Annotated in this window: 19 protein-coding genes; 16 read left to right on the forward strand and 3 right to left on the reverse strand. The window is 69.8% G+C overall.

Annotation, left to right across the window (positions count from 1 at the left end; genetic code table 11):
• The first annotated feature begins 155 nt into the window (after nt 1-155).
• From ET475_RS10840 to ET475_RS10860, 5 genes are all read left to right on the forward strand, one after another.
• Nucleotides 156-599 carry a hypothetical protein gene (locus ET475_RS10840; RefSeq protein WP_129389822.1) on the forward strand — a complete coding sequence of 148 codons (444 nt, stop codon included), beginning with the start codon at nt 156-158 and terminating at the stop codon, nt 597-599.
• 85 nt (nt 600-684) lie between these two features.
• Nucleotides 685-1,533, forward strand: coding sequence for a hypothetical protein (locus ET475_RS10845; RefSeq protein ID WP_165310881.1), 849 nt, complete (start codon nt 685-687; stop codon nt 1,531-1,533).
• Between the two features lie 307 nt (nt 1,534-1,840).
• Complete coding sequence (locus ET475_RS10850) at nt 1,841-2,164, forward strand: hypothetical protein (RefSeq protein WP_129389828.1); 324 nt, start codon at nt 1,841-1,843, stop codon at nt 2,162-2,164.
• Between the two features lie 37 nt (nt 2,165-2,201).
• Nucleotides 2,202-3,401, forward strand: a complete 1,200-nt coding sequence (locus tag ET475_RS10855; RefSeq protein ID WP_129389831.1) for a peptidoglycan-binding domain-containing protein — start codon at nt 2,202-2,204, stop codon at nt 3,399-3,401.
• Complete coding sequence (locus ET475_RS10860; RefSeq protein WP_129389834.1) at nt 3,398-5,305, forward strand: ABC transporter ATP-binding protein/permease; 1,908 nt, start codon at nt 3,398-3,400, stop codon at nt 5,303-5,305. The genes ET475_RS10855 and ET475_RS10860 overlap by 4 nt, the downstream gene beginning before the upstream one ends.
• 35 nt (nt 5,306-5,340) lie before the next feature.
• Here ET475_RS10860 and ET475_RS10865 read toward each other — a convergent pair whose 3' ends face one another.
• Complete coding sequence (locus ET475_RS10865; protein WP_129389837.1) at nt 5,341-5,646, reverse strand: DUF4229 domain-containing protein; 306 nt, start codon at nt 5,644-5,646, stop codon at nt 5,341-5,343.
• A 72-nt stretch (nt 5,647-5,718) separates the two neighbouring features.
• On the opposite strand from ET475_RS10865, the gene ET475_RS10870 reads away from it, so the two are divergent.
• From ET475_RS10870 to ET475_RS10905, 7 genes are all read left to right on the forward strand, one after another.
• Nucleotides 5,719-6,099, forward strand: coding sequence for a PLD nuclease N-terminal domain-containing protein (locus ET475_RS10870; protein WP_129389840.1), 381 nt, complete (start codon nt 5,719-5,721; stop codon nt 6,097-6,099).
• 18 nt (nt 6,100-6,117) lie between these two features.
• On the forward strand, nt 6,118-8,349 hold the full coding sequence (locus ET475_RS18145; RefSeq protein WP_242497603.1) for a thiamine pyrophosphate-binding protein: 2,232 nt from the start codon (nt 6,118-6,120) through the stop codon (nt 8,347-8,349).
• A 24-nt stretch (nt 8,350-8,373) separates the two neighbouring features.
• Nucleotides 8,374-9,237, forward strand: coding sequence for a PPK2 family polyphosphate kinase (locus tag ET475_RS10885; RefSeq protein ID WP_129389843.1), 864 nt, complete (start codon nt 8,374-8,376; stop codon nt 9,235-9,237).
• A gap of 69 nt (nt 9,238-9,306) precedes the next feature.
• Nucleotides 9,307-9,669: a PadR family transcriptional regulator gene (locus ET475_RS10890; protein WP_129389846.1), complete on the forward strand. Its 363-nt coding sequence runs from the start codon at nt 9,307-9,309 to the stop codon at nt 9,667-9,669.
• Nucleotides 9,666-10,574, forward strand: coding sequence for a permease prefix domain 1-containing protein (locus ET475_RS10895; RefSeq protein ID WP_129389849.1), 909 nt, complete (start codon nt 9,666-9,668; stop codon nt 10,572-10,574). The genes ET475_RS10890 and ET475_RS10895 overlap by 4 nt, the downstream gene beginning before the upstream one ends.
• A 143-nt stretch (nt 10,575-10,717) precedes the next feature.
• A complete protein-coding gene (locus tag ET475_RS10900; protein WP_129389852.1) occupies nt 10,718-11,722 on the forward strand; it encodes an ABC transporter ATP-binding protein in 1,005 nt (334 codons plus the stop codon).
• Nucleotides 11,719-12,519: an ABC transporter permease gene (locus ET475_RS10905; protein ID WP_129389855.1), complete on the forward strand. Its 801-nt coding sequence runs from the start codon at nt 11,719-11,721 to the stop codon at nt 12,517-12,519. Before ET475_RS10900 ends, ET475_RS10905 begins: the two co-directional genes overlap by 4 nt.
• 53 nt (nt 12,520-12,572) lie before the next feature.
• On the opposite strand, the gene cyoE is transcribed toward ET475_RS10905, so the two are convergent.
• Both cyoE and ET475_RS10915 read right to left on the reverse strand, forming a co-directional pair.
• Nucleotides 12,573-13,514 (reverse strand): heme o synthase, encoded by a 942-nt coding sequence (cyoE, locus tag ET475_RS10910; RefSeq protein ID WP_129389858.1) that lies wholly within the window; start codon nt 13,512-13,514, stop codon nt 12,573-12,575.
• Nucleotides 13,515-13,599: 85 nt separating this feature from the next.
• Entirely contained in the window at nt 13,600-14,865 is a 1,266-nt protein-coding gene (locus tag ET475_RS10915) for an isochorismate synthase (protein ID WP_129389861.1), read from the reverse strand.
• A gap of 384 nt (nt 14,866-15,249) precedes the next feature.
• Between ET475_RS10915 and ET475_RS10920 the strand changes: the two genes are divergently transcribed.
• From ET475_RS10920 to ET475_RS10935, 4 genes are all read left to right on the forward strand, one after another.
• The gene (locus ET475_RS10920; RefSeq protein ID WP_129389864.1) at nt 15,250-15,816 is read left to right on the forward strand and encodes a DUF402 domain-containing protein; all 567 of its coding nucleotides are present in this window, start codon (nt 15,250-15,252) and stop codon (nt 15,814-15,816) included.
• Nucleotides 15,817-15,884: 68 nt separating this feature from the next.
• Complete coding sequence (locus tag ET475_RS10925) at nt 15,885-16,556, forward strand: class I SAM-dependent methyltransferase (RefSeq protein WP_242497850.1); 672 nt, start codon at nt 15,885-15,887, stop codon at nt 16,554-16,556.
• A gap of 39 nt (nt 16,557-16,595) precedes the next feature.
• A complete protein-coding gene (locus tag ET475_RS10930) occupies nt 16,596-17,657 on the forward strand; it encodes a polyprenyl synthetase family protein (RefSeq protein WP_129389871.1) in 1,062 nt (353 codons plus the stop codon).
• Nucleotides 17,658-17,698: 41 nt separating this feature from the next.
• On the forward strand, nt 17,699-19,075 hold the full coding sequence (locus tag ET475_RS10935) for an FAD-dependent oxidoreductase (RefSeq protein WP_129389874.1): 1,377 nt from the start codon (nt 17,699-17,701) through the stop codon (nt 19,073-19,075).
• Nucleotides 19,076-19,082: the final 7 nt, after the last annotated feature.

Below are 19,082 nucleotides of genomic sequence, written 5' to 3' on the forward strand. Positions count from 1 at the left end.
AGGTTGAGTTCACTCGACGGCCCACACCCGGCGCAAATTGCCTTGTCAGGATCCGCGCGCGGCGTAGATGTTCCTGACAAAGGCCGCGACAGCCGCACCAGCGGGAGTCGGTGCGAGTCGCCGATCGCGAGGCCCGATTGAAAGGAAAATGATAGATGAAGCGTCGGCCTCTTGCCGCGGGACTCACTGTCGCTGCCGCACTTACTGTGGGCCTCGCTCTCGTGCCCCAAGCAGCGAACGCAGCGGCCAGCGATTGCCCTGTCGGTTACGCGTGCATCTGGGGCGATTCGATGTACAAGACCTCGGGTGTCGACACCGACTTCGTGAAGTTCGCGAACGGAATCCCCGACTACGGCGGGTGGTGGTACAACGCCGCGCACACCAAGAACGCCGGAGGCACCGCCACCTCGATCAAGGACGCGGGCAGCCGGACGGACTGCATCGTGCGCTGGTACACGAAGAAGAATTATCAGTCCGCTGGGGCCGACTACTTCGATGTGCAGAAGGGCGAGCAAGACGGTTACATCGTGGACGCCGTCGGGGCTGTTCCGGGTGGCTTCAACGACAAGATCTGGTCCGGCCAGTTCATCTGCCTGTGACATCGGGGCCGGCATTCTTGTGAGATGGGTACGGGAACGGATGCCCGCGCAACGCTGCTCTGGCGCTGCGCGGGGCATCCCTCTGGTGATCGTGCTGGTCGCCGGCATGGGACTGCTCAGCGCATGCAGCGGGGCGGCGGCGCCGAAGACGACGCCGCCCCCCGACACGGAGAAGGACATCGCTCGGTGGGCGCTGCCGTTCGATGGGTACAGCCCGACGAACGCGCAGACCATGGCGCTGCTCTACGCGAGATCGCTCGTGGCATCCCGATGCATGCAACGGGACAACGTGCCATGGGTGGTCCCGCCGATGAACCCCGAATACAGCCAGGGCGAGTCATACAACGACTACGGCTTCCGGCTGAGCTCGCCGGCGCTGGCGAAGAAGTGGGGGTTCCATCAGGCGCCTGCGCGCAACACGTTCGCATCGAACGGTCTCACCTACCCGGGGCGACCGACCGACCCGCAGGAGGGTGCGGTCTACGACCGGTGCTTCGCCGACGCCGAAAACGCGGTGCCGGCAGACGCACGGGCGGCGCTGCATCCCCCACGGATACCGTCGCAGGACACCACGGCAGACGTCCGCGCGGCGGCTGTCCGATGGCACACGTGCATGCTTCCAGCGGGCGTGTCGGATCTGCCGGACGACCCCCTGGACTTCCCGACGTCGTCCCTGATCGCGGAGTTCGGCCTGGATGGTGATGCCGCACCGGGGGCACCCGAGACGATCAGCATGGCCGAGCGCCGGCTGGCACTCAAGGATGCGCAGTGCCGTGAGTCCTCGGGATACCTGGACGCGCTGTACGGCGCGGAATGGGCGGCCGAAGAGGCCTACATCGCCGATCACGGCGATGAGTTCGCCCAGGCAGCTCAGAACATGCAGGCGCTGCGGAAGTACATCTCCGACACCATCGGTTCGCTGGGCGGGGCATGATGGTGTCGGTCGGGTGCGACTCGGGCAGGGCCGAGCCCCACCGATGCACCGGCGTGCGCAGGTTCGCACTGGGCATGGTCACAGCGGCGGCCGTGTTCATCGGTGTGACGGCGTGCGGCGCGCCGCCGGAGCAGCAGATGGTGGCGGTCGCGCCCACGGCTGATTCGCAGAGCGTCGCGAGCTGGACGCTGCCCTTCGATGCGTACCGGATGACGTCGGCGGATCAGGTGCAACCTGCCCGACGTCACAGCCCCGGCCGATTCCTCGGCCGCGGTTCGGAAGGCGGCGCGCCGATTGGTCGACCTGCATGTCGCCGCAAGGCATCAGCGACCTGCCCGACGACCCGGCCGAGTTCCCGACCTCGCGGCTCATCCACGAATTCGGGCTCGATCAGGACGAGCCGACCGACGGCGCCGTGAAGGTGTCGATGGCGGAGCGGCGCGTGGCGCTGGCGGATGCGAAGTGTCGCCAGTCCAGCGGTTACCTCACGACGCTCTACAACGCGGAGTGGGCGGCGCAGGCCGCATTCCTGCACGAGAACGAGGACATGTTCGCCGACCGACTGACCGAGATCAAGAAGTTCGATGACTACGCGACCGCGACGATCAACAAGCTGGGGGCACAGAGATGACGCTGACGCGCCGCTTGCGCGAGACCCGGGGATGAGAATGCGGCGAAAGATCGCGTGGTGGACGATCGCCGCTGTGGCAGTGGTCGCTGTTTTCGGTGGTGGCTGGTTCGCTGCGCGGGCGTTCGAATCACCCGCGCAGCGGGCGGCCCATGCGACCGCACCCCAGCCCGGCGTCGTCACTGCGGATGTCACCGAGGGTGACTTGTCGCGCACCGTGAGTTTCACCGCCGGGATCCAGCGCGCACATCGCACCACCGTCTCCCTGTCCGACGCGCACTCCGGCGTCGTCACCGCGCGCCTCGTGAAGAACGGGGCCGCCGTCAAGCCGGGCGATGTCGTTCTCGAACTGAACAGCCGGCCGTTGATCGCCGTGCCGGGGTCGTTCCCGTACTTCCGCGACCTCACTCTGGGACTCGAAGGACGAGATGTCAGGCAACTGCAAGCCGGGCTGACGGCGGCGGGATTCCCCGTCGGCGTTGATGGCGTGCTGGGCGCGGGCACCGTCCGAGCGGTCAAGGCCCTCTATGCGCGGATCGGCTATTCCGCCCCCGAGAGCCCGGATGACGTGGTCTCCGACCCGAGCGCCGGTGCGAACGACGACGCATCAGAAGCCACAGACACCGGTCAGCCCGACACCGCTCCGTCCGACACCGGGCGCGGAGAAGCGTCCGGGGCTCGCGAGGGCAGTCTGGTTGTGCCGATGGCAGAACTCCTGACCGTCCCGAAGCTGCCCGCGTACCTCTCCTCGCAGCCGGCCGTCGGGCAGCGGGTGAGTCCGGATACTCCGCTCGTCTTCGAGACGGGCGACGTTGTAGCGATCGGCGATGTCGAACCCGGAGTGAGCCTCGATCTGGCGGAGGGAATCGCCGGGAGCATGTCGCACGACGATGACGCCGCGACCGATGTCACCGTTGCGAAGGTCGGGCAGGCCGCGAAGGATGGCGACCCCGTGCCGGTCACCCTGTCTGCCGTCGATGACGGCATCCCCGCCTCCTGGCTCGGCCGAGAAGCCCTCGTCACTCTGACGCTGGAGAAGGCAGCGCAGGACTCCCTGCTGGTCCCGACGTCCGCCGTGGTGACCACGGGCGGAGACGATGCGTACGTCCTCAAACAGGTCGGCGACGGGACGTTCCGGCAGGTCGCCGTCGTGGAGTCGGCGCGGCTCGACGGGAAGAGCGCGGTCCGCCCCCTCGACGACCACGCCTTGCGCGTCGGCGACGCGGTGCAGGTCGGATGACCAGCCGGATGCTCGAGCTCCGGGGGATCACACGGGTCTTCGGAACCAGCACCGCCACGCAGGCCCTGCGCGGGGTGGACCTCGACGTCGACGACGGTGAGTTCGTCGCGCTGACCGGGCCGTCGGGCGGCGGCAAGTCCACCACGCTGAACATCATCGGCCTCCTGGACACGGCCAGTGGCGGCGAGTACCGGGTGCGGGGGCGGGATGTCTCGACGCTCACCGGCGCCGAGCGAGCGCGGATGAGATCCGACTGGTTCGGCTTCATCTTCCAGGGCTTCCACCTGCTCGATCGGCGCCCGGTTCTGGACAGCGTCGAGCTCGGCCTCGTCTATCGGGGCGTCGGGCGCAGCGAGCGGCGCCGCCGGGCCGGGGTCGCGCTGGAGCGCGTCGGGCTGGGCAACCGGGCCCACTCCCTGGCCGGTTCGCTCTCGGGCGGGGAGCGGCAGCGCGTCGCGATCGCGCGCGCACTGACGACGGGTGCGCCCGTCCTCATCGCTGATGAGCCGACGGGGAACCTTGACAGTGCGAATGCGCGACAGGTCGTCGATGCGCTGACCGAGGTGCACAGCGCCGGAACGACCGTGATCCTCGTGACGCACGACGCCGATGTCGCCGCGGTGGCCGACCGCCGCGTGCACCTGCGGGACGGGCGGGTCGAAGACGGCGCGGACGGCACGCCGACCTCGAGCGCGAGTGCGACTGCGGCCATCGGATGCCCGCCCGGGCGACCCTCGAAAGTGAAGCTGCGCGATCTGCTCAGAGACGCCGGCGCCAGCATCTCCTCCCGTGTAGGACGCACCAGCGGACTCGCCGCGGCCGTGGCTGTCGCCGTCGCCCTGGCGGTCGCGACCGGGGGCATCTCCCTCTCGGCACGAGCGCAGGTGGCAGATACGTTCGATGCCCACACGAGTCGCGACGTCACCGCGACGTGGAGCGCCGATGACGAATCCGCCCTGACGGCGCAGCAGCGCAACCCCACGGCGATCGCCACCAAGCTCGGCGAGATGAACGGCGTCGAGGCGGTGGGGATCGTGGGTAGCTACGGGCAGGCGACGATCTCGCCGTCGCCTGTCGCGCCAGACTTCAACACGAACGCGTACACGATGACGGAGGGCGCCCAGGTCGCCGGGCGACAGCGCATCACCTGGATGCCCCGGCACGATCACACCCTCGCCGACCACGACGCGGTGATCGGGCGCGGCCTGGCCGCACAACTCGAGCTCGGGCCGCTGGCAGGCGGCCCCCAGGTGCGGGTCGACGGCACCCAGGTGCGCGTCGTCGGCATTCTCGAAGAATCGCCGAGGATGCCGGAACTGCTCAGTGCGGTGCTCCTCGCGCCGGCGGCCTCTCGATGGCTCGGCTATCGCGGCATGGACACCGCGTGGCTGCTGACGCATGTGGGCGCGGCGCAAGTGGTTTCGCACCAGGTGGCGAAGTCGATCAACCCGTATCAGCCCGAAACCGTGGCGGTGCAGGCTCCCGTCGATCCGAGCACCGTAAGAGCTGAGGTCGAAGGCGAAGTGCAAGCCACGCTGCTCATTCTTACCGCGGTCGCGCTGCTCGCCGCGATTGTGGGGCTGGCGAACGCGATGCTGCTCTCCGTCATGGAACGCCGCTATGAGTTCGGATTGCGCAGCGCCCTCGGCGCCCGGCCCGCGCACATCGCCGGCCTCGTCCTGGTCGAATCCGGGGCGGTCGGGTTTCTCGGCGGCCTGGCCGGTCTCGCACTGGGGCTGGCGGCGACGCTCGCGGTGACGATCGCCCGGCACTGGAGCCCGGTCTTCGACCTGAGGCTCGCGCCGCTCGCCGTCGTCGGTGGCATCATGGTCGGCGCGCTGGGCGGGCTCATCGCAGCGTTCCGCGCCGCCCGGATTGAACCCAGTGATGCGCTCCGCCAGTAGGCGGGGATGCGTTCGACGGGCGACCTCGGCGGGCCTCAGACCTCGGGGTGGTCCACATCGACGCCGCGGGCGGCGTCGTTCGCGGCATCCTCGATGTCGGCGTCTTTCTCAGCGGCCGTCTTCTCCACCCGCACCTTGCGGCGCGAGGCGAGCCCTTGCGAGATGTCGTCGAGAGGGCGGCGCAAGAAGATGATCGACAGCGAGACGCCGATCAGCGCCGCGAAGATCAGCGCGATCCAGTACATCTCGCGGAAGATCGGGAACAGCATCATGATCCCCAGCGGCACCAGGAACGCCAGCAGGCGCAGCACCGAATAGAGAATGGCAGACCGGATCTTCACGCCCTCCAGTCTACGGGCGGACTCTGGGCGGGCGCCCGGCCCGTTCACCGCCGCGCGGCTTAGGATGAGGGCATGGCTCGCCTGCTTGTGATCCTCGCCGTTGCGGCGGTGATCTTCTGGGTGTTCAGCGTCGTGGATGCCGCGGTGCAGCCGCCGGCACGCCACCGGGGCGTGGGCAAGCCGGTGTGGGTCGTGATCACCATCGTCTTCCCGGTCGTCGGAGGTGTGCTGTGGTTCGCCGTCGGCCGGGTCTCGGCCCGCTCGCTGCGCGTGACAGCGCCCGACGACGACCCCGAGTTCCTGCGGGGGCTCGGCGGGGGACCCGCGCGGGGTTCGCACGGCGATCGACGCGTGATCGACGACCAAGACGAGCGCATCCGCCAGCTCGAGCAAGAGCTGGCGCGCCTCGACGATGACGACGACCCCTCGGCCGGTCCGCGACGTGGGCACTGAGCCTTGACGTCGCCGGCGATGGATGCTGCCGCCGCCCTGCTCACGCGTCTGGTCGATGGGGGAGTGCGGCACATCGTGCTCAGCCCCGGCTCGCGCTCACAGGCGCTCGCACTGGTGTCCGCCGAGCTTGAGCGGCGGGGGCGCATCAGCCTGCATGTGCGCATCGACGAGCGTGTCGCAGGGTTCACCGCGCTGGGCATCGGACGCGAATCCGGGATGCCGGCGGCCGTGGTCTGCACGTCGGGTACGGCCACCGCCAACCTGCTGCCGGCGGTGATGGAAGCCGACCACGCCGGCGTGCCGCTCCTTCTGCTGACCGCTGATCGTCCGCCCGAGCTGCGCGGCATCGGCGCGAACCAGACCACTCGCCAGTCCGGGATGTTCGCTGCGCACGCGCGATGGAGCACCGAGCTCGACACGCCCTCGGGCGCGCCGGGCGAGTCCGATGCCGTGCGGGATGCCGCGGACGCCGCGTTGGCTGCCGCCCTGGGCGCGCCCCACGGCCCGGTGCACCTCAACCTGCCGTACCGGGAGCCGCTGTCGGGCGCGCTCGGCGCCGCGGCGCTCGATGGTGCGGCTGCCGGCGCCCCGCTCGGCGATGCCCCGTTCGTCGAGACAAGGGATTCCTCCCGAAACCCAGGGCCACGCCCTGTGTCTGGGCGGGAATCCCCTGTTTCGGCGAGGGTGGAGGATGCGTCGGCGAGGGCGGAGGGTGCGTCGGCGGGGAAGCAGCGCCCAGGCGACGCGGGGGCGGCGCAGGCGGAGCCCCCCGTTGAGCGCGCGAGCGCCGCAGGAGCCGCCCCGGCGCTCGGCGCCCCGCTCGCCGGCGCCCCGCTCGCCGGCGCCCCGTTCGTCGAGACAGGGGATTCCTCCCGAAACCCAGGGCCAGGCCCTGTGTCTCGGCGCGAATCCCTTGTCTCGGCGGGGGCGGCGCAGGCGGAGCCCCCCGTTGAGCGTGTGAGCGCCGCAGGAGCCGCTCCGGCGCTCGGCGCCCCGCTCGCCGGCGCCCCGTTCGTCGAGACAGGGGATTCCTCCCGAAACCCAGGGCCACGCCCTGTGTCTGGGCGCGAATCCCTTGTCTCGGCGGGGGCGGAGGGTGCGTCGGTGGGCGAGGCGCGGACGGGGCACGCGTCGGCGGGGGCGGAGGGCGCGTCGGCGGGCGCGGCGCGCCCAGGCCCGGCGGGCGCGGCGCAGGCGGGGTCGCCCGCGATCGCGCTGCCGCGCGGCCCTCGCACGATCGTCATCGCCGGCGCCGACGCCGGCCCCGCCGCCGAGCAGCTCGCCCACGACGGCAGCTGGCCGCTGGTCGCCGAGATCGTCAGCGGCGCACGGTTCGGCCGGCACCTCGTCCACGGCTACCGCGCCCTGCTGCGCGAAAGCGCACTCGGTGGGCGCATCCAGCGTGCCGTTGTGTTCGGCCACCCGACGCTCTCCCGCGAGGTGACGGCACTGCTGCAACGCCGCGACATCGAGGTGATCGCCGTCGATGGGCCCGGTGAGCGGCTGAACCTGAACGGGGCCACCGCGGCCGCGGCATCCCTCACCGTCGGCGACGGCGCAGCCGATCGCGTCTGGCTGGGGGAATGGATGCGCGCGTCGCGGGCGCAGGTCGTCGACTTTGATCCGCCGGCTCCGGATGCCGCGGGCATGGCATCGGCGGTGCCGGCCGAGCACCTGGCAGCCATTTCGGCCGAGGTCGCCGCGCTGCGCACGCCGCTGAATCGCGAGCTGCTTGTGGACGCGGTCTGGCGGGCGACCTGGCCGCACGACCGGTTGGTGTTCGGCTCGTCGCGGCTCGTGCGCGTGGCCGACGACATCCTGCCCGGCAAGAAGGTCCCCGTGCACGCGAACCGCGGGCTCGCCGGCATCGACGGCACCATCGCGACCGCGACCGGCATCGCCGTCGGCAGCCTCGACGTCGGGGTCACCCGGGTGCTGTTGGGTGACCTCGCTCTGTTGCACGACGTGGGTGCCCTGTTGCTGCCCGACGACGAGCCGGCGCCGCGTCTGCAGGTGATCGTCGGCAACGACGGCGGCGGCACGATCTTCGACGGACTCGAGGTCGCCGCCACCGCCGATCAGGCTGCGCTGCGGCGCGTGCTGTATACGCCGCAGCAGGTCGAGCTGGCGCGCCTGGCCGACGCGTACGGCTGGGAATATCAGCGGGCGACCACGCGCTCCGCGCTCGACCAGGCGCTGAGCGCGGCGACCGAGCGGCCGCAGCTGATCGAGGTGCCCCTGGACCGCTGAGCCGCGCCCCGACATGATGGGCATGTGACACCGAAGAGCCAGAAGCACTGGACAGGCGATGTGAGCCACCTGCTGCGCGTGAGCGGAGGCTTTCGCCTCGACCGCATCGATGCCGACGCCACGCCCGGATACGGGCGGCGCAAGAAAGACTCGGTCGATGATCTCGTGGCCGGCGCCGACGAGATGAGCGAACTGCAGGAGCGGCTGTACGCGGCCAGCAGATCTGAGGCGACCGATGCCGCGGTGCTGCTCGTGTTGCAGGCCATGGACACCGCCGGCAAGGGCGGCATCATCCGGCACGTGGTCGGTTCGGTCGACCCGCAAGGCGTGCAGCTGGCGGCGTTCAAGAAGCCGACCGACGATGAGCTCGCCCACGATTTTCTCTGGCGCATTCGGGCTCGGCTGCCCGAGCCCGGCATGATCGGCGTGTTCGATCGCTCGCACTATGAGGACGTGCTCATCGGCAAGGTGCGCGAACTCGCGCCGTCCGATGAGATCGAGCGCCGCTACGGCGCCATCAACGACTTCGAGAAGCAGCTCGTCGACGGCGGCACGCGCGTGGTCAAGGTGATGCTGCACATCTCGTCGGACGAGCAGCGCGATCGGCTCATGGAGCGACTGGACCGCCCCGACAAGCACTGGAAGTACCAGCCCGGTGACGTCGACGAGCGGATGCTGTGGCCGGCGTACATGGACGCCTACCAGACCGTCTTCGACCGCACCTCGACCGCGTACGCACCCTGGTACGTGGTACCGGCGAACCGCAAGTGGTACGCGCGCCTGGCCGTGCAGTCGCTGCTGCTGAACGCCCTGCTCGACATCGACCCGCGCTGGCCCGACGCGACCTTCGACGTCGAAGCCGAGCGCGAGCGCCTGCACGCCACCTGACCGCGGCGGTCCACCTGGGCACAGGAAGATCCTGCGTCGTCAAGTACTTGATGTGATACAGTACTAGGCGTGACAAAAGATGATGCCTTCGCGGCCGACCTGATCCGCGGCCACACCGACACGATCGTGCTCGGCGTGCTGCGAAGTGGCGACAGCTATGGCTTCGAGATCTACAAGGCGATCCGCGAGGCGACCGGCGGTGACTACGAGATCAAAGAGGCGACGCTGTACGCGACGTACCGGCGTCTGGAGCGCGACGGCCTCGTCGAGTCGTACTGGGGCGATGAGACCCAGGGCGGCCGCCGCAAGTACTACCGCATCACCGATGCCGGGCGCGCCGTCTACCGAGGCAACGTCACCGCCTGGGTCGCCACCCGCCGCATCATCGACACCCTGCTGCACGTGACCGCCGAGAAGGGCGCAGAGCAATGAACACCGACATCCACCGGCTTCTCGACGAGGCCTTCGCGGGAGTGACGATGACTCCCGAAACTCAGGACCTGAAAGAAGAGATCCGCGCCAACCTCGTCGCCCGGGTCACCGAGCTCGAATCGACCGGTGTGCCGGCCACGGATGCCGCGGCCCGCGCTCTGGCCGAACTCGGCGATGTGCGTGCCTTGGTCAACGACGCCGGCGCCGACGCAGCCCCCGCCACCGGCGCCGACGCGCAGCGCGGCGGGTACGCCGACGCACTGGCGGCACGACACCGCGTGCGGCCCAAGCCCGGTTTCGTCGTGCGCGCGGTGGCGTGGTCGCTGGCGATCGTCGTCGGAGCCACGCTGGGCACGCTGGCCGCAACAGGCGTGCTCGAGGTGGCGCTCGGGTTCGTGTTCCTGATGCTGGGCATCACGGCGACGGGGGCCTGGATGCTGGTGGGCGACGCGCTCTCGCAAGAGACGACGACGAACCACCCCATGCCGCAGCCCCGCGCCGCCGGCTACGGCGTCGCGACGTTCCTCGGTGTGTTCGGGCTGGGCCTGGTCGGTCTCATCCTGCTGCAGACGCTGCCGGTGTGGACCGTCGTCTTCTCTGCGGTGGGGGTGATCGGCGCGATCATCCTGTTCGCGTTCCTCGGTGCCACCCAGACCAATCGGCACAAGGCCTGGACACGTCAGGCGCAGGCCAGCATGCCACCCAACCGCTTCGAGACCGAGCCCGAGACCGCCGCCCGCTTCGGCATCTACAGTGCCGTCATCTGGGTGGTCACCTTCGCCGTGATCGTGGTGCTCGTGTTCACCGTGGGCTGGTGGTGGGCGCCGCTGGCGTTCCTGGGCGGACTCGCGGCCATGATGCTCGTGCTCGCGCGAATGATGTTCGGCCCGCGCCGCGAGGGGTGAATGCGGGGCGGGCGCCGCGTTTCGACGCGCTGCGCTCGCTCAACGACCGGGGGCGGGGCGTTTCGACGCGGCGGACTCGCCGCCTCGCTCAACGACCGGGTGACAACGACCAATGAAACACAGAGAAGAAGGGATGCTTCGCCATGCCTGAAAACGCCATCACCGCCGACGACCTCGTCAAGGTGTACCCCGGCCGCGGCCGCCGGCCGGAAGTCCGCGCCCTCGACGGCCTCAGCCTCGCCGTGCCGGCCGGCCGCGTGTTCGGCCTGCTCGGCCCGAACGGGGCCGGCAAGTCCACGACCACGAAGATCCTCACCACGCTGTCGCGGCCCACATCGGGCACCGCGCGCGTCGACGGTCACGACGTGCTGCGCGAGCCCGATGCCGGGCGCGCGGCCATCGGCTACGTCTCGCAGGGAGCGAGCACCGATCCGATCCTGACCGCATCCGAGAACCTTCAGATCGCCGGACGACTGCGCGGACTGGCTGCGGTCGACGCCCGGCGCCGGGCGGCGAGGCTGCTCGACGAGTTCGGACTGGCCGAGGCATCCCGCCGGCCCGTCTCGACGTTCTCGGGAGGCATGCGCCGCCGGCTCGATGTGGCCGCGGCTCTCGTGCACCGGCCGCGCGTGCTGTTTCTCGACGAGCCGACCACCGGTCTCGACCCCGAGGCGCGTGCGGCGATGTGGGGCGAGATCCGCCGGCTGTCGGCCGAAGAGTCGCTGACCGTGGTGCTGACCACGCACTACATGGAAGAAGCCGATCGGCTCGCCGACGCACTGCTGCTGGTCAACCGCGGCCGCGCCGTCGTGCAGGGCACGCCCGCCGAGCTCAAGGCCGCCCTGCACGGCGACTCGCTGCGGGTGACTCTGATCGAGCCGGATGCCGCAGCCGTGCGCGCCGCGGTGAGCCGGGTGCCGGGGCTGCGCGGTGTCGTGGTCGAGGCATCCGGTGTCGACGGACTGCTGGCCGCACGCACCGACGACGCCTCGGCGGCTGTCGGTGCGGTGATCGCCGCGCTGGATGCCGCGGGCATTCGCTACGGGCAGGTCGCGGCATCCCACCCCACTCTCGACGACGTGTACCTGCACTTCGTCGGCCACACCTTCGGCGAGCACGCCGACACTCAGGAAGGAATCGCCGCATGAGCACGGTCGTCGTCTCCGCCGGATCGGCGGGATGGTTCGCGCAGACCGGGCAGGTGCTGCGCCGCTGGTTGATCTCCACGTTCCGTCAGGTCTGGGGACCCGTGATGAGCCTCGTGCAGCCGATCATCTGGATCGTGCTGTTCGGTCAGGTGTTCCACTCGCTGGGTGCCCTGCCGCAGTTCGGATCGGCCGGCTACATCGCGTATCTCGTGCCCGGCATCCTGATGATGACGGTGCTGTACTCGGGTGCCTGGGCAGGCACCGGGTATATCGACGACATCGGCTCGGGTGTGATGGACCAGTACCTCACCTCGCCGATCTCACGCTCGGCGATCATCACCGGGCAGCTGGTGCAGCAGCTGATCATCAACTTCGCGCAGTCGCTGGTCGTGCTGGGCATCGGCGCGCTAGCCGGCGCGCGCTTTGCCGGCGGGGTCGGCGGGATGCTGCTGACATTGGGGGTGGCGACGCTGCTGGCGACGATCTTCTGCTGCTGTTCGACCGCGGTGGCACTGATCTCGCGCAGCCAGATAGCGCTGATCAGCCTGTCGCAGCTGATCGTGCTGCCGGCGACGTTCCTGTCGACCACGATGATGCCGGCCGCGCTCATGCCCGACTGGGTGCAGGCCGTCTTGCGGTGGAACCCGATGACCTGGGCCGTCGAACTGGGGCGCGGCGGGCTGGCCGGATCGTTGCCGGATGCCGGATGGTGGCAGGCCGGAGGGCTCGTGCTGCTGGCTGCGCTGGCGTTCTGGTGGGCGGTGCGCTCGCTGCGCAGCTATCAGCGTTCGATCTGAGCGGCCGGGGCAGCGCGGGCTCAGGGCACAGCGGGCTCAGGGCAGCAGCGGGCTCAGGGCAGCAGCGGGCCGATCGCCACCATGACGCACAGCGCGAGGATCATCACCATCGATCCGCGGAACATCTGGTGCGACCACGCCACGACGTCGCGGGCGCGCAGCCCGGCGATGCCGAGCACGATCCAGGCCAGGCCGAGCAGCCCCATGACCACCGTGTACGTGATGCCGACATAGCCGAACAGCGGCAGCAGCATCGACGAAGCGACGAACAGCACGGTGTAGACGAGGATCTCCCACACCGTGCGGCGATTGCCGCGCACGACGCTGATCACGGGAACCCCGGCACGCGCGTACTCGTCTCGGCGGTAGATGGCGATCGAGTAGAACTCGGGCTCCTGCCAGAAGAACACCATGAGAAAGACGGCGACGGCGGCCATGTCGAACCGGCCCGAGGCGGCCAGGTACCCGCCGAGGATGGGTGCTGCACCCGAGATCGAGCCGACGAGGGTGCCGTGCACCGACATGCGCTTGGAGAGGGCGCCGTAGAACCAGACGTAGACGATGAACCCGCCCACACCGGTGCCCACGACCCACCAGTTCGTTGTGACGATCAGCAGCAGCGTGCCCAGCACACCGAGCACGATCGAGAAGATCGTGGCGGGCGTCTTGCCGATCGCTCCGGTGACGGTGGCGCGGGTGCTCGTGCGCTGCATGAGCGTGTCGATGTCGCGGTCGAGCACGTTGTTGAGCACACATGCTGAGGCGATCACGAACGTGCTGCCCACGACGACGCCGACGAACACCCGCCACGAGAAGCCGAACCAGGCGGCGGCCAGCAGATACCCGGCGACAGTGGTCAGGACGTTGCCGTACAGCACGCCGGGTTTTGTCAGCGAGTAGTAGCGGGTGATGGTGCTCAGAATGCCCGGACGCACTGCTCTTGCCGCCAATGCGGCGTCGCGCCCAAGCTGAGGCGACGTGCCGGTGTGGCTCATGGCTCCCCAATAGGCCTGGAAATTCAGCCTTCAGTTTACCGGACGCGCACTCGTCGGGACTGCGCGACCGCTGCGAGCGTGGCCCTCAGGCCAGGGCGTCGACGATGGGGCGGAACTTGACCCTCGTTTCCAGCAGTTCTGCCTCGGGTTCGCTGCCGGCCACGATCCCTGCGCCGGCATGGGCGGCGACCGGGATGAGGCCGCCCACGGCCTCAGGCTCGAACTGCGCGCAGCGCAGCGCTATCGCCCACTCGCCGTCGCCGGCGGCGTCGATCCAGCCGACCGGCCCGGCGTAGCGGCGGCGGTCGAACGGCTCGATCCGCCGGATCGCCTCGATCGCGGCATCCGTCGGCGTGCCCGCCACCGCGGCGGTCGGGTGCAGCGCGCTCACCAGGTCGAGCGAACTGGAGCCGTTCGACAGAACGCCTTCGACATCGGTGGCCAGGTGCCACACGTTGGGCAGTTCGAGGGTGAACGGCTCGGCATCGGCCGACAGGGTCGTCGTGTGCGGGCCGAGCGCCTCCACGACGCTGTGCACCGCATAGGAGTGCTCGTCGAGGTTCTTCGCGCTGGCCGCGAGCGTCGCGCGAGCCGCGACATCCTCGTCGGCATCCGCCCCGCGCGCGAACGTTCCCGCCAGCACGCGCGCGGTGAGGTTGCGGCCGTGCGAGGTGACGAGGGTTTCGGGGCTCGCACCGATGATGCCGTCGACGGCGAACACCCAGGTGTCGAGGTAGCCGGTCGACAGTTCGCGGGGCAGGCGCCGCAGGTCCGACCCCTCGGGAACCGTGCCGACGATGTCGCGGGCCAGCACGACCTTTCCGACCTCGCCGTCGGCGATGGCTTGTAGGCCGGCTTCGACCGCGGCTTGATAGCCGTCGGGGTCGAGAGCACCCGGGCCGAGGGTGGCCGACCAGTACGGGCCGTACGGAATCGGCGCGGCAGCGGCATCCTCACCCTCGTCATCGTGCAGTCGGATGCTGGTGACCCAGCTGCGACCGCCGCGTCGGCCGACGATCAGGGCCGGGACGATGATCGAGCTGTCGGCCGCCGAGCGCTCGTCGAAGGTCAGCGCGCCGAAACCGACCAGCCCGGTGCCGGGAAGCCGCACCTCGTCATTTATCTCGGCGTCGGCGGCAAGCTCAGCCCACGCGCGGGCCAGGGCCACGGTGCGCGGCTCGGTCGAGGCCGCGCCCACGTCGAGCCGCAGCACCGTGCCGCGCGCGACCATGCCATCGCCGCGGCGCAGCCACACCAGCGGTGCGTTCGGGTCGGTGTATTCGACGAGGTCGTCGATCGGGTCGATTTCGCGCGTGTGCACGCGCAAGCGGGCAGGGGCGGAACCGGTCACCCCTCCAGCCTATTCCGCGTTGACCGGGAGCCGTCCCCGAACGGCCAGGCACCCAGCCCGAACGGCCAGGCACCGTCCCCGAACGGCCAGGCGCCCTCCCAGAAGGGTGCGGCAAAAGCGCAACGGCCGCCATCACGGCGAGCGCAGTGGCCGCCATTGCTGTGAAGGCCGCTGCATGCGGGGGTTCTCGCCCGATCGCTCACCATCTGATTCGCCGGGCGGTTCAGATGGTGAGCGCGCGCCGCAGCGTTGTCTGCCACGGCCATCTGCCGCAGCGTTGTCTGCCACAGCCATCCGCCGCAGCGTTGTCTGCCACGGCCCTCCGCCGCAGCGTTGTCTGCCACGGCCATCCGCCGCGCGGCGGCGGCGCGGTAGCGTCGGGGAGTGACCACCGCGCAGCGCCCCGAGCCGGGCACCCGCCTCATCTTCCGCTGGCGCAAGTGGGACGGCTCGCCGCACTGGGAGCACGACTGCGTCTATCTCGGATCCGACGAGCTGGGCGATTGGGTCGGGCAGCCGACCGGGTGGCACAGTCACCGCCCCGGCAAACAGTTCACCACTGAGTCGCCCAACGTCACCCTGATCACGCCCGATCCCACCTGGGCAGGCACGTTCTACGGCGGGATGCATCCGCGTCACGTGCGCATCTACATCGACATCGCCTGGGACGTGCAGTGGACCGGCGCCGAGCCCACCGCCATCGACATGGACCTCGACGTCGTGCGCTGCGACGACCAGCGCGGCATTTGGATCGACGACGAGGACGAGTGGGACGAGCATCGCGTCCTGTACGACTACCCGGCCGATGTGCAGGCGACCTTGGCAGCGAAGGCGATCGAACTCAAGGCACAGGTCACCGCTGAGACGCCGCCGTTCGACGATGCGACGGCGCAGCGCTGGCTCGACCGCCTGGCTGCGCTCACACCCGACGCGCCTAGACTCGACGGGTGAGCACCGAGCCCAGGAGCACCGAGCCCAATCGCGCCGACCTCGGCAAAGACCCCGCCCGGGTCAGCGGCATGTTCGACCAGGTCGCCGGTGGCTATGACCGCACCAACACCGTGCTCAGCCTCGGCAACGACAAGCTTTGGCGCGTGGCCACCACGCGTGCCGTCGCCCCGCGACGCGGCCAGCGCATCCTCGACCTGGCGGCCGGCACCGGGGCCAGCTCGGTCTCGCTCGCGCGCAGCGGCGCCGAGGTCGTCGCAGCAGACTTCTCGCAGGGGATGATCGCCGAGGGCAGGCGCCGGCACGGCGGCATCCCGAATCTCACTTTTGAGCAGGCGGATGCCACGGCTCTGCCGTTCGATGACGACGCCTTCGACGTGGTCACCATCTCGTTCGGTCTGCGCAATGTCGTCGAGCCGAAAAAGGCGCTCGCCGAGATGTTCCGGGTGACCAAGCCCGGCGGCCGGCTCGTCGTCTGCGAGTTCTCGCACCCCACCTCGAAGGCTTTCGCCGGGCTTTACGGCTTCTACAACAACCGCGTGCTGCCCCTGGCGGCCAAGGCGGTGAGCACGAACGCCGAGGCGTACGACTACCTCAACGAGTCGATCCGCGACTGGCCTGATCAGCCCACGCTGGCGCGCTGGATCCGGCAGGCTGGATGGACGGATGTCGCGTGGCGAAATCTCACGTTCGGGATCGTCGCCCTGCACCGTGCCGTCAAGCCCGCCGCCGACCCTGCCTGACGGCAGGCTCGGTCATCTCAGACAGGTAGGCTGGAACGCGTGACTGGGCGTCCCTTCGTGCCGGGCTCGCGCGTGGCGAGCCGCCTCGGCCTCACGGAACGGGTTTTCGCCGGTGCCCGATCCCGTCGACTCATGCGCACCGTCGAAGACGGCCTGGCGCGCGTCGAAGACGATCTGGCCGGCGAACTGCGCGTCTCCGACCCGCTGGTGGACGCCACCAGCCGCTACCTGTACGAAGCCGGCGGCAAGCGGGTGCGCCCCATGCTGGTGCTGCTGACCTGCCAGCTCGGCGACGGTGTGACCGACGATGTCATCCACGCCGCCACGGCGCTCGAGCTCACCCACCTCGGCTCGCTCTACCACGACGATGTCATGGACGACGCCGATGTGCGCCGCGGCGTTCCCGCCGCGCACTCGGTGTGGGGCAACAGCATCGCGATCCTCACCGGAGATCTGCTGTTCGCCCGCGCGAGCCAGATCATGGCGCGGCTGGGCGAGCGCGCCATCCGCCTGCAGGCCGACACGTTCGAGCGCCTCGTGCTCGGGCAGATGCACGAGACGATCGGCGCGCAGCCCGGCGACGATCCGGTCGCGTTCTACCTGCAGGTGCTCAAAGACAAGACCGGTTCGCTCATCGCAGCCGCGGCCCAGGCCGGCATTCTCTTCGGCAACGCGCCCGCCGAATACGAGCAGGCGATGTTCGACTTCGGTGAGAAGACCGGCGTCGCCTTCCAACTGCTCGACGACGTCATCGACCTCAGCGACGATCCGGGTGAGACCGGAAAGGTGCCCGGCACCGACCTGCGCGCGGGCGTGCCCACCATGCCCTATCTGCTGCTGGGCGAGCGGGAGGATGCGGCATCCACCGCGCTGCGCCGGCAGATCGACGACGGCGTCGCCGAGATCGCCGCCGGAGCCGACCCGGCCATCCTCGACGGTGCGCTGGCGTCGCTGCGCGACCATGACGCCACAGCGCAGACCCGCGCCCTGGCGCACAGTTGGTCGCGCGACGCGGTCGACGCGCTGTCTCCGGTGCCCGACGGCCCGGTGCGCGAGGGGCTCGCACGCTTCGCCGAGGCCGTCGCCGACCGCAGCAGCTGACAGCACCGGCAGCGCGCGGCATCCGCTTTCGAAAGGACCCTATGACCACGCTTCGATTGGCGATCGTCGGTGCAGGCCCGGCGGGCATCTATGCTGCCGACAACCTGTTGAAGGCCGAGCGTAAGTTCGACGTGTCGATCGACCTGTTCGACCGGCTGCCCGCCCCCTACGGACTGGTGCGGTACGGCGTGGCCCCCGACCATCCGCGCATCAAGGGCATCATCACGGCGCTGCGCGACACCCTCGACCGCGGCGACATCCGCATCTTCGGCAACGTCGAGTTCGGCACCGACCTGACCCTCGACGATCTGCGCGACCACTACAACGCCGTCATCTTCGCCACCGGATCATCGCACGACGCCCCGCTGGCGATCCCGGGCATCGACGCCGCGGGCTCGTACGGGGCCGCCGACTTCGTCAGCTGGTACGACGGGCACCCCGACGTACCGCGCGAGTGGCCGCTGGATGCCGCCTCGGTCGCCGTCATCGGCAACGGCAACGTCGCCCTCGATGTGGCCCGCATGCTCGCCAAGCACGTGGAAGACCTCGTGCCCACCGAGATTCCGCAGAATGTGCACGACGGACTGGCCGCCTCGCAGGTCACCGACGTGCACGTGTTCGGGCGCCGCGGCCCCACACAGGTCAAGTTCACCCCGCTCGAGCTGCGCGAGCTCGGCGAGCTGCGCGATGTCGACATGGTGCTCGACGATGAGGACTTCGACTACGACGAGGCATCGAAGCAGGCAGTGGCCACCAACAAGCAGGTGCTGGTCATCGACCGCATTCTGCAGTCGTGGCGCAAGCGGGCTGCCGAAGAAGGCCGGGCTCCGGCATCCCGTCGCCTGCACTTTCACTTTTTCGCCAAACCGGTGCAAGTGCGAACGGATGCCGCCGGCCGGGTGGCCGCGTACGTCTACGAGCGCACCCGTCCCGACGGGCAGGGCGGTGTCGTCGGCACCGGTGAACTGCGCACCATCGAGGTGCAGGCGCTGTACCGCGCCATCGGGTACTTCGGCAGCCCGCTGCCGGGCGTGCCCTTCGACAAGCGGCACGGGGTCATCCCGAACCGCGAGGGACGCGTGCTGCACAAGGACTCGAATGAGTACGTGCCCGGCGTCTATGCGACCGGGTGGGTCAAGCGCGGGCCGGTGGGCCTGATCGGGCACACAAAGTCAGACGCCATGGAGACGGTGCGAAACCTCATCAACGATCAGGCGTTCTGGTGGCATCCGCACCACCCCGAAGAGGGCGCGATCCCCGCGCTGCTCGCCGCGCGGGGAGTGGCCTGGACCGACCTGGAAGGCTGGCACCGCCTCGACGCGTACGAGATTGCGCTGGGCGAACCGCACGAGAGGGCGCGCATCAAGGTCGTGCCGCGTGACGAGATGGTGCGCATCTCGCGCGACGAGCGGCACTGACGCTGAC

This window comes from Microbacterium protaetiae, from assembly GCF_004135285.1.
Taxonomy (GTDB): domain Bacteria; phylum Actinomycetota; class Actinomycetes; order Actinomycetales; family Microbacteriaceae; genus Microbacterium; species Microbacterium protaetiae.

Coding starts and splice junctions, on each gene's coding strand:
- ET475_RS10840 (WP_129389822.1), top strand. CDS start 156: ATGAAGCGTCGGCCTCTTGCCGCGGGACTCACTGTCGCTGCCGCACTT.
- ET475_RS10860 (WP_129389834.1), top strand. CDS start 3,398: ATGACCAGCCGGATGCTCGAGCTCCGGGGGATCACACGGGTCTTCGGA.
- ET475_RS10855 (WP_129389831.1), top strand. CDS start 2,202: ATGCGGCGAAAGATCGCGTGGTGGACGATCGCCGCTGTGGCAGTGGTC.
- ET475_RS10850 (WP_129389828.1), top strand. CDS start 1,841: ATGTCGCCGCAAGGCATCAGCGACCTGCCCGACGACCCGGCCGAGTTC.
- ET475_RS18145 (WP_242497603.1), top strand. CDS start 6,118: ATGGATGCTGCCGCCGCCCTGCTCACGCGTCTGGTCGATGGGGGAGTG.
- cyoE (WP_129389858.1), bottom strand. CDS start 13,514: ATGAGCCACACCGGCACGTCGCCTCAGCTTGGGCGCGACGCCGCATTG.
- ET475_RS10870 (WP_129389840.1), top strand. CDS start 5,719: ATGGCTCGCCTGCTTGTGATCCTCGCCGTTGCGGCGGTGATCTTCTGG.
- ET475_RS10900 (WP_129389852.1), top strand. CDS start 10,718: ATGCCTGAAAACGCCATCACCGCCGACGACCTCGTCAAGGTGTACCCC.
- ET475_RS10895 (WP_129389849.1), top strand. CDS start 9,666: ATGAACACCGACATCCACCGGCTTCTCGACGAGGCCTTCGCGGGAGTG.
- ET475_RS10925 (WP_242497850.1), top strand. CDS start 15,885: ATGTTCGACCAGGTCGCCGGTGGCTATGACCGCACCAACACCGTGCTC.
- ET475_RS10935 (WP_129389874.1), top strand. CDS start 17,699: ATGACCACGCTTCGATTGGCGATCGTCGGTGCAGGCCCGGCGGGCATC.
- ET475_RS10905 (WP_129389855.1), top strand. CDS start 11,719: ATGAGCACGGTCGTCGTCTCCGCCGGATCGGCGGGATGGTTCGCGCAG.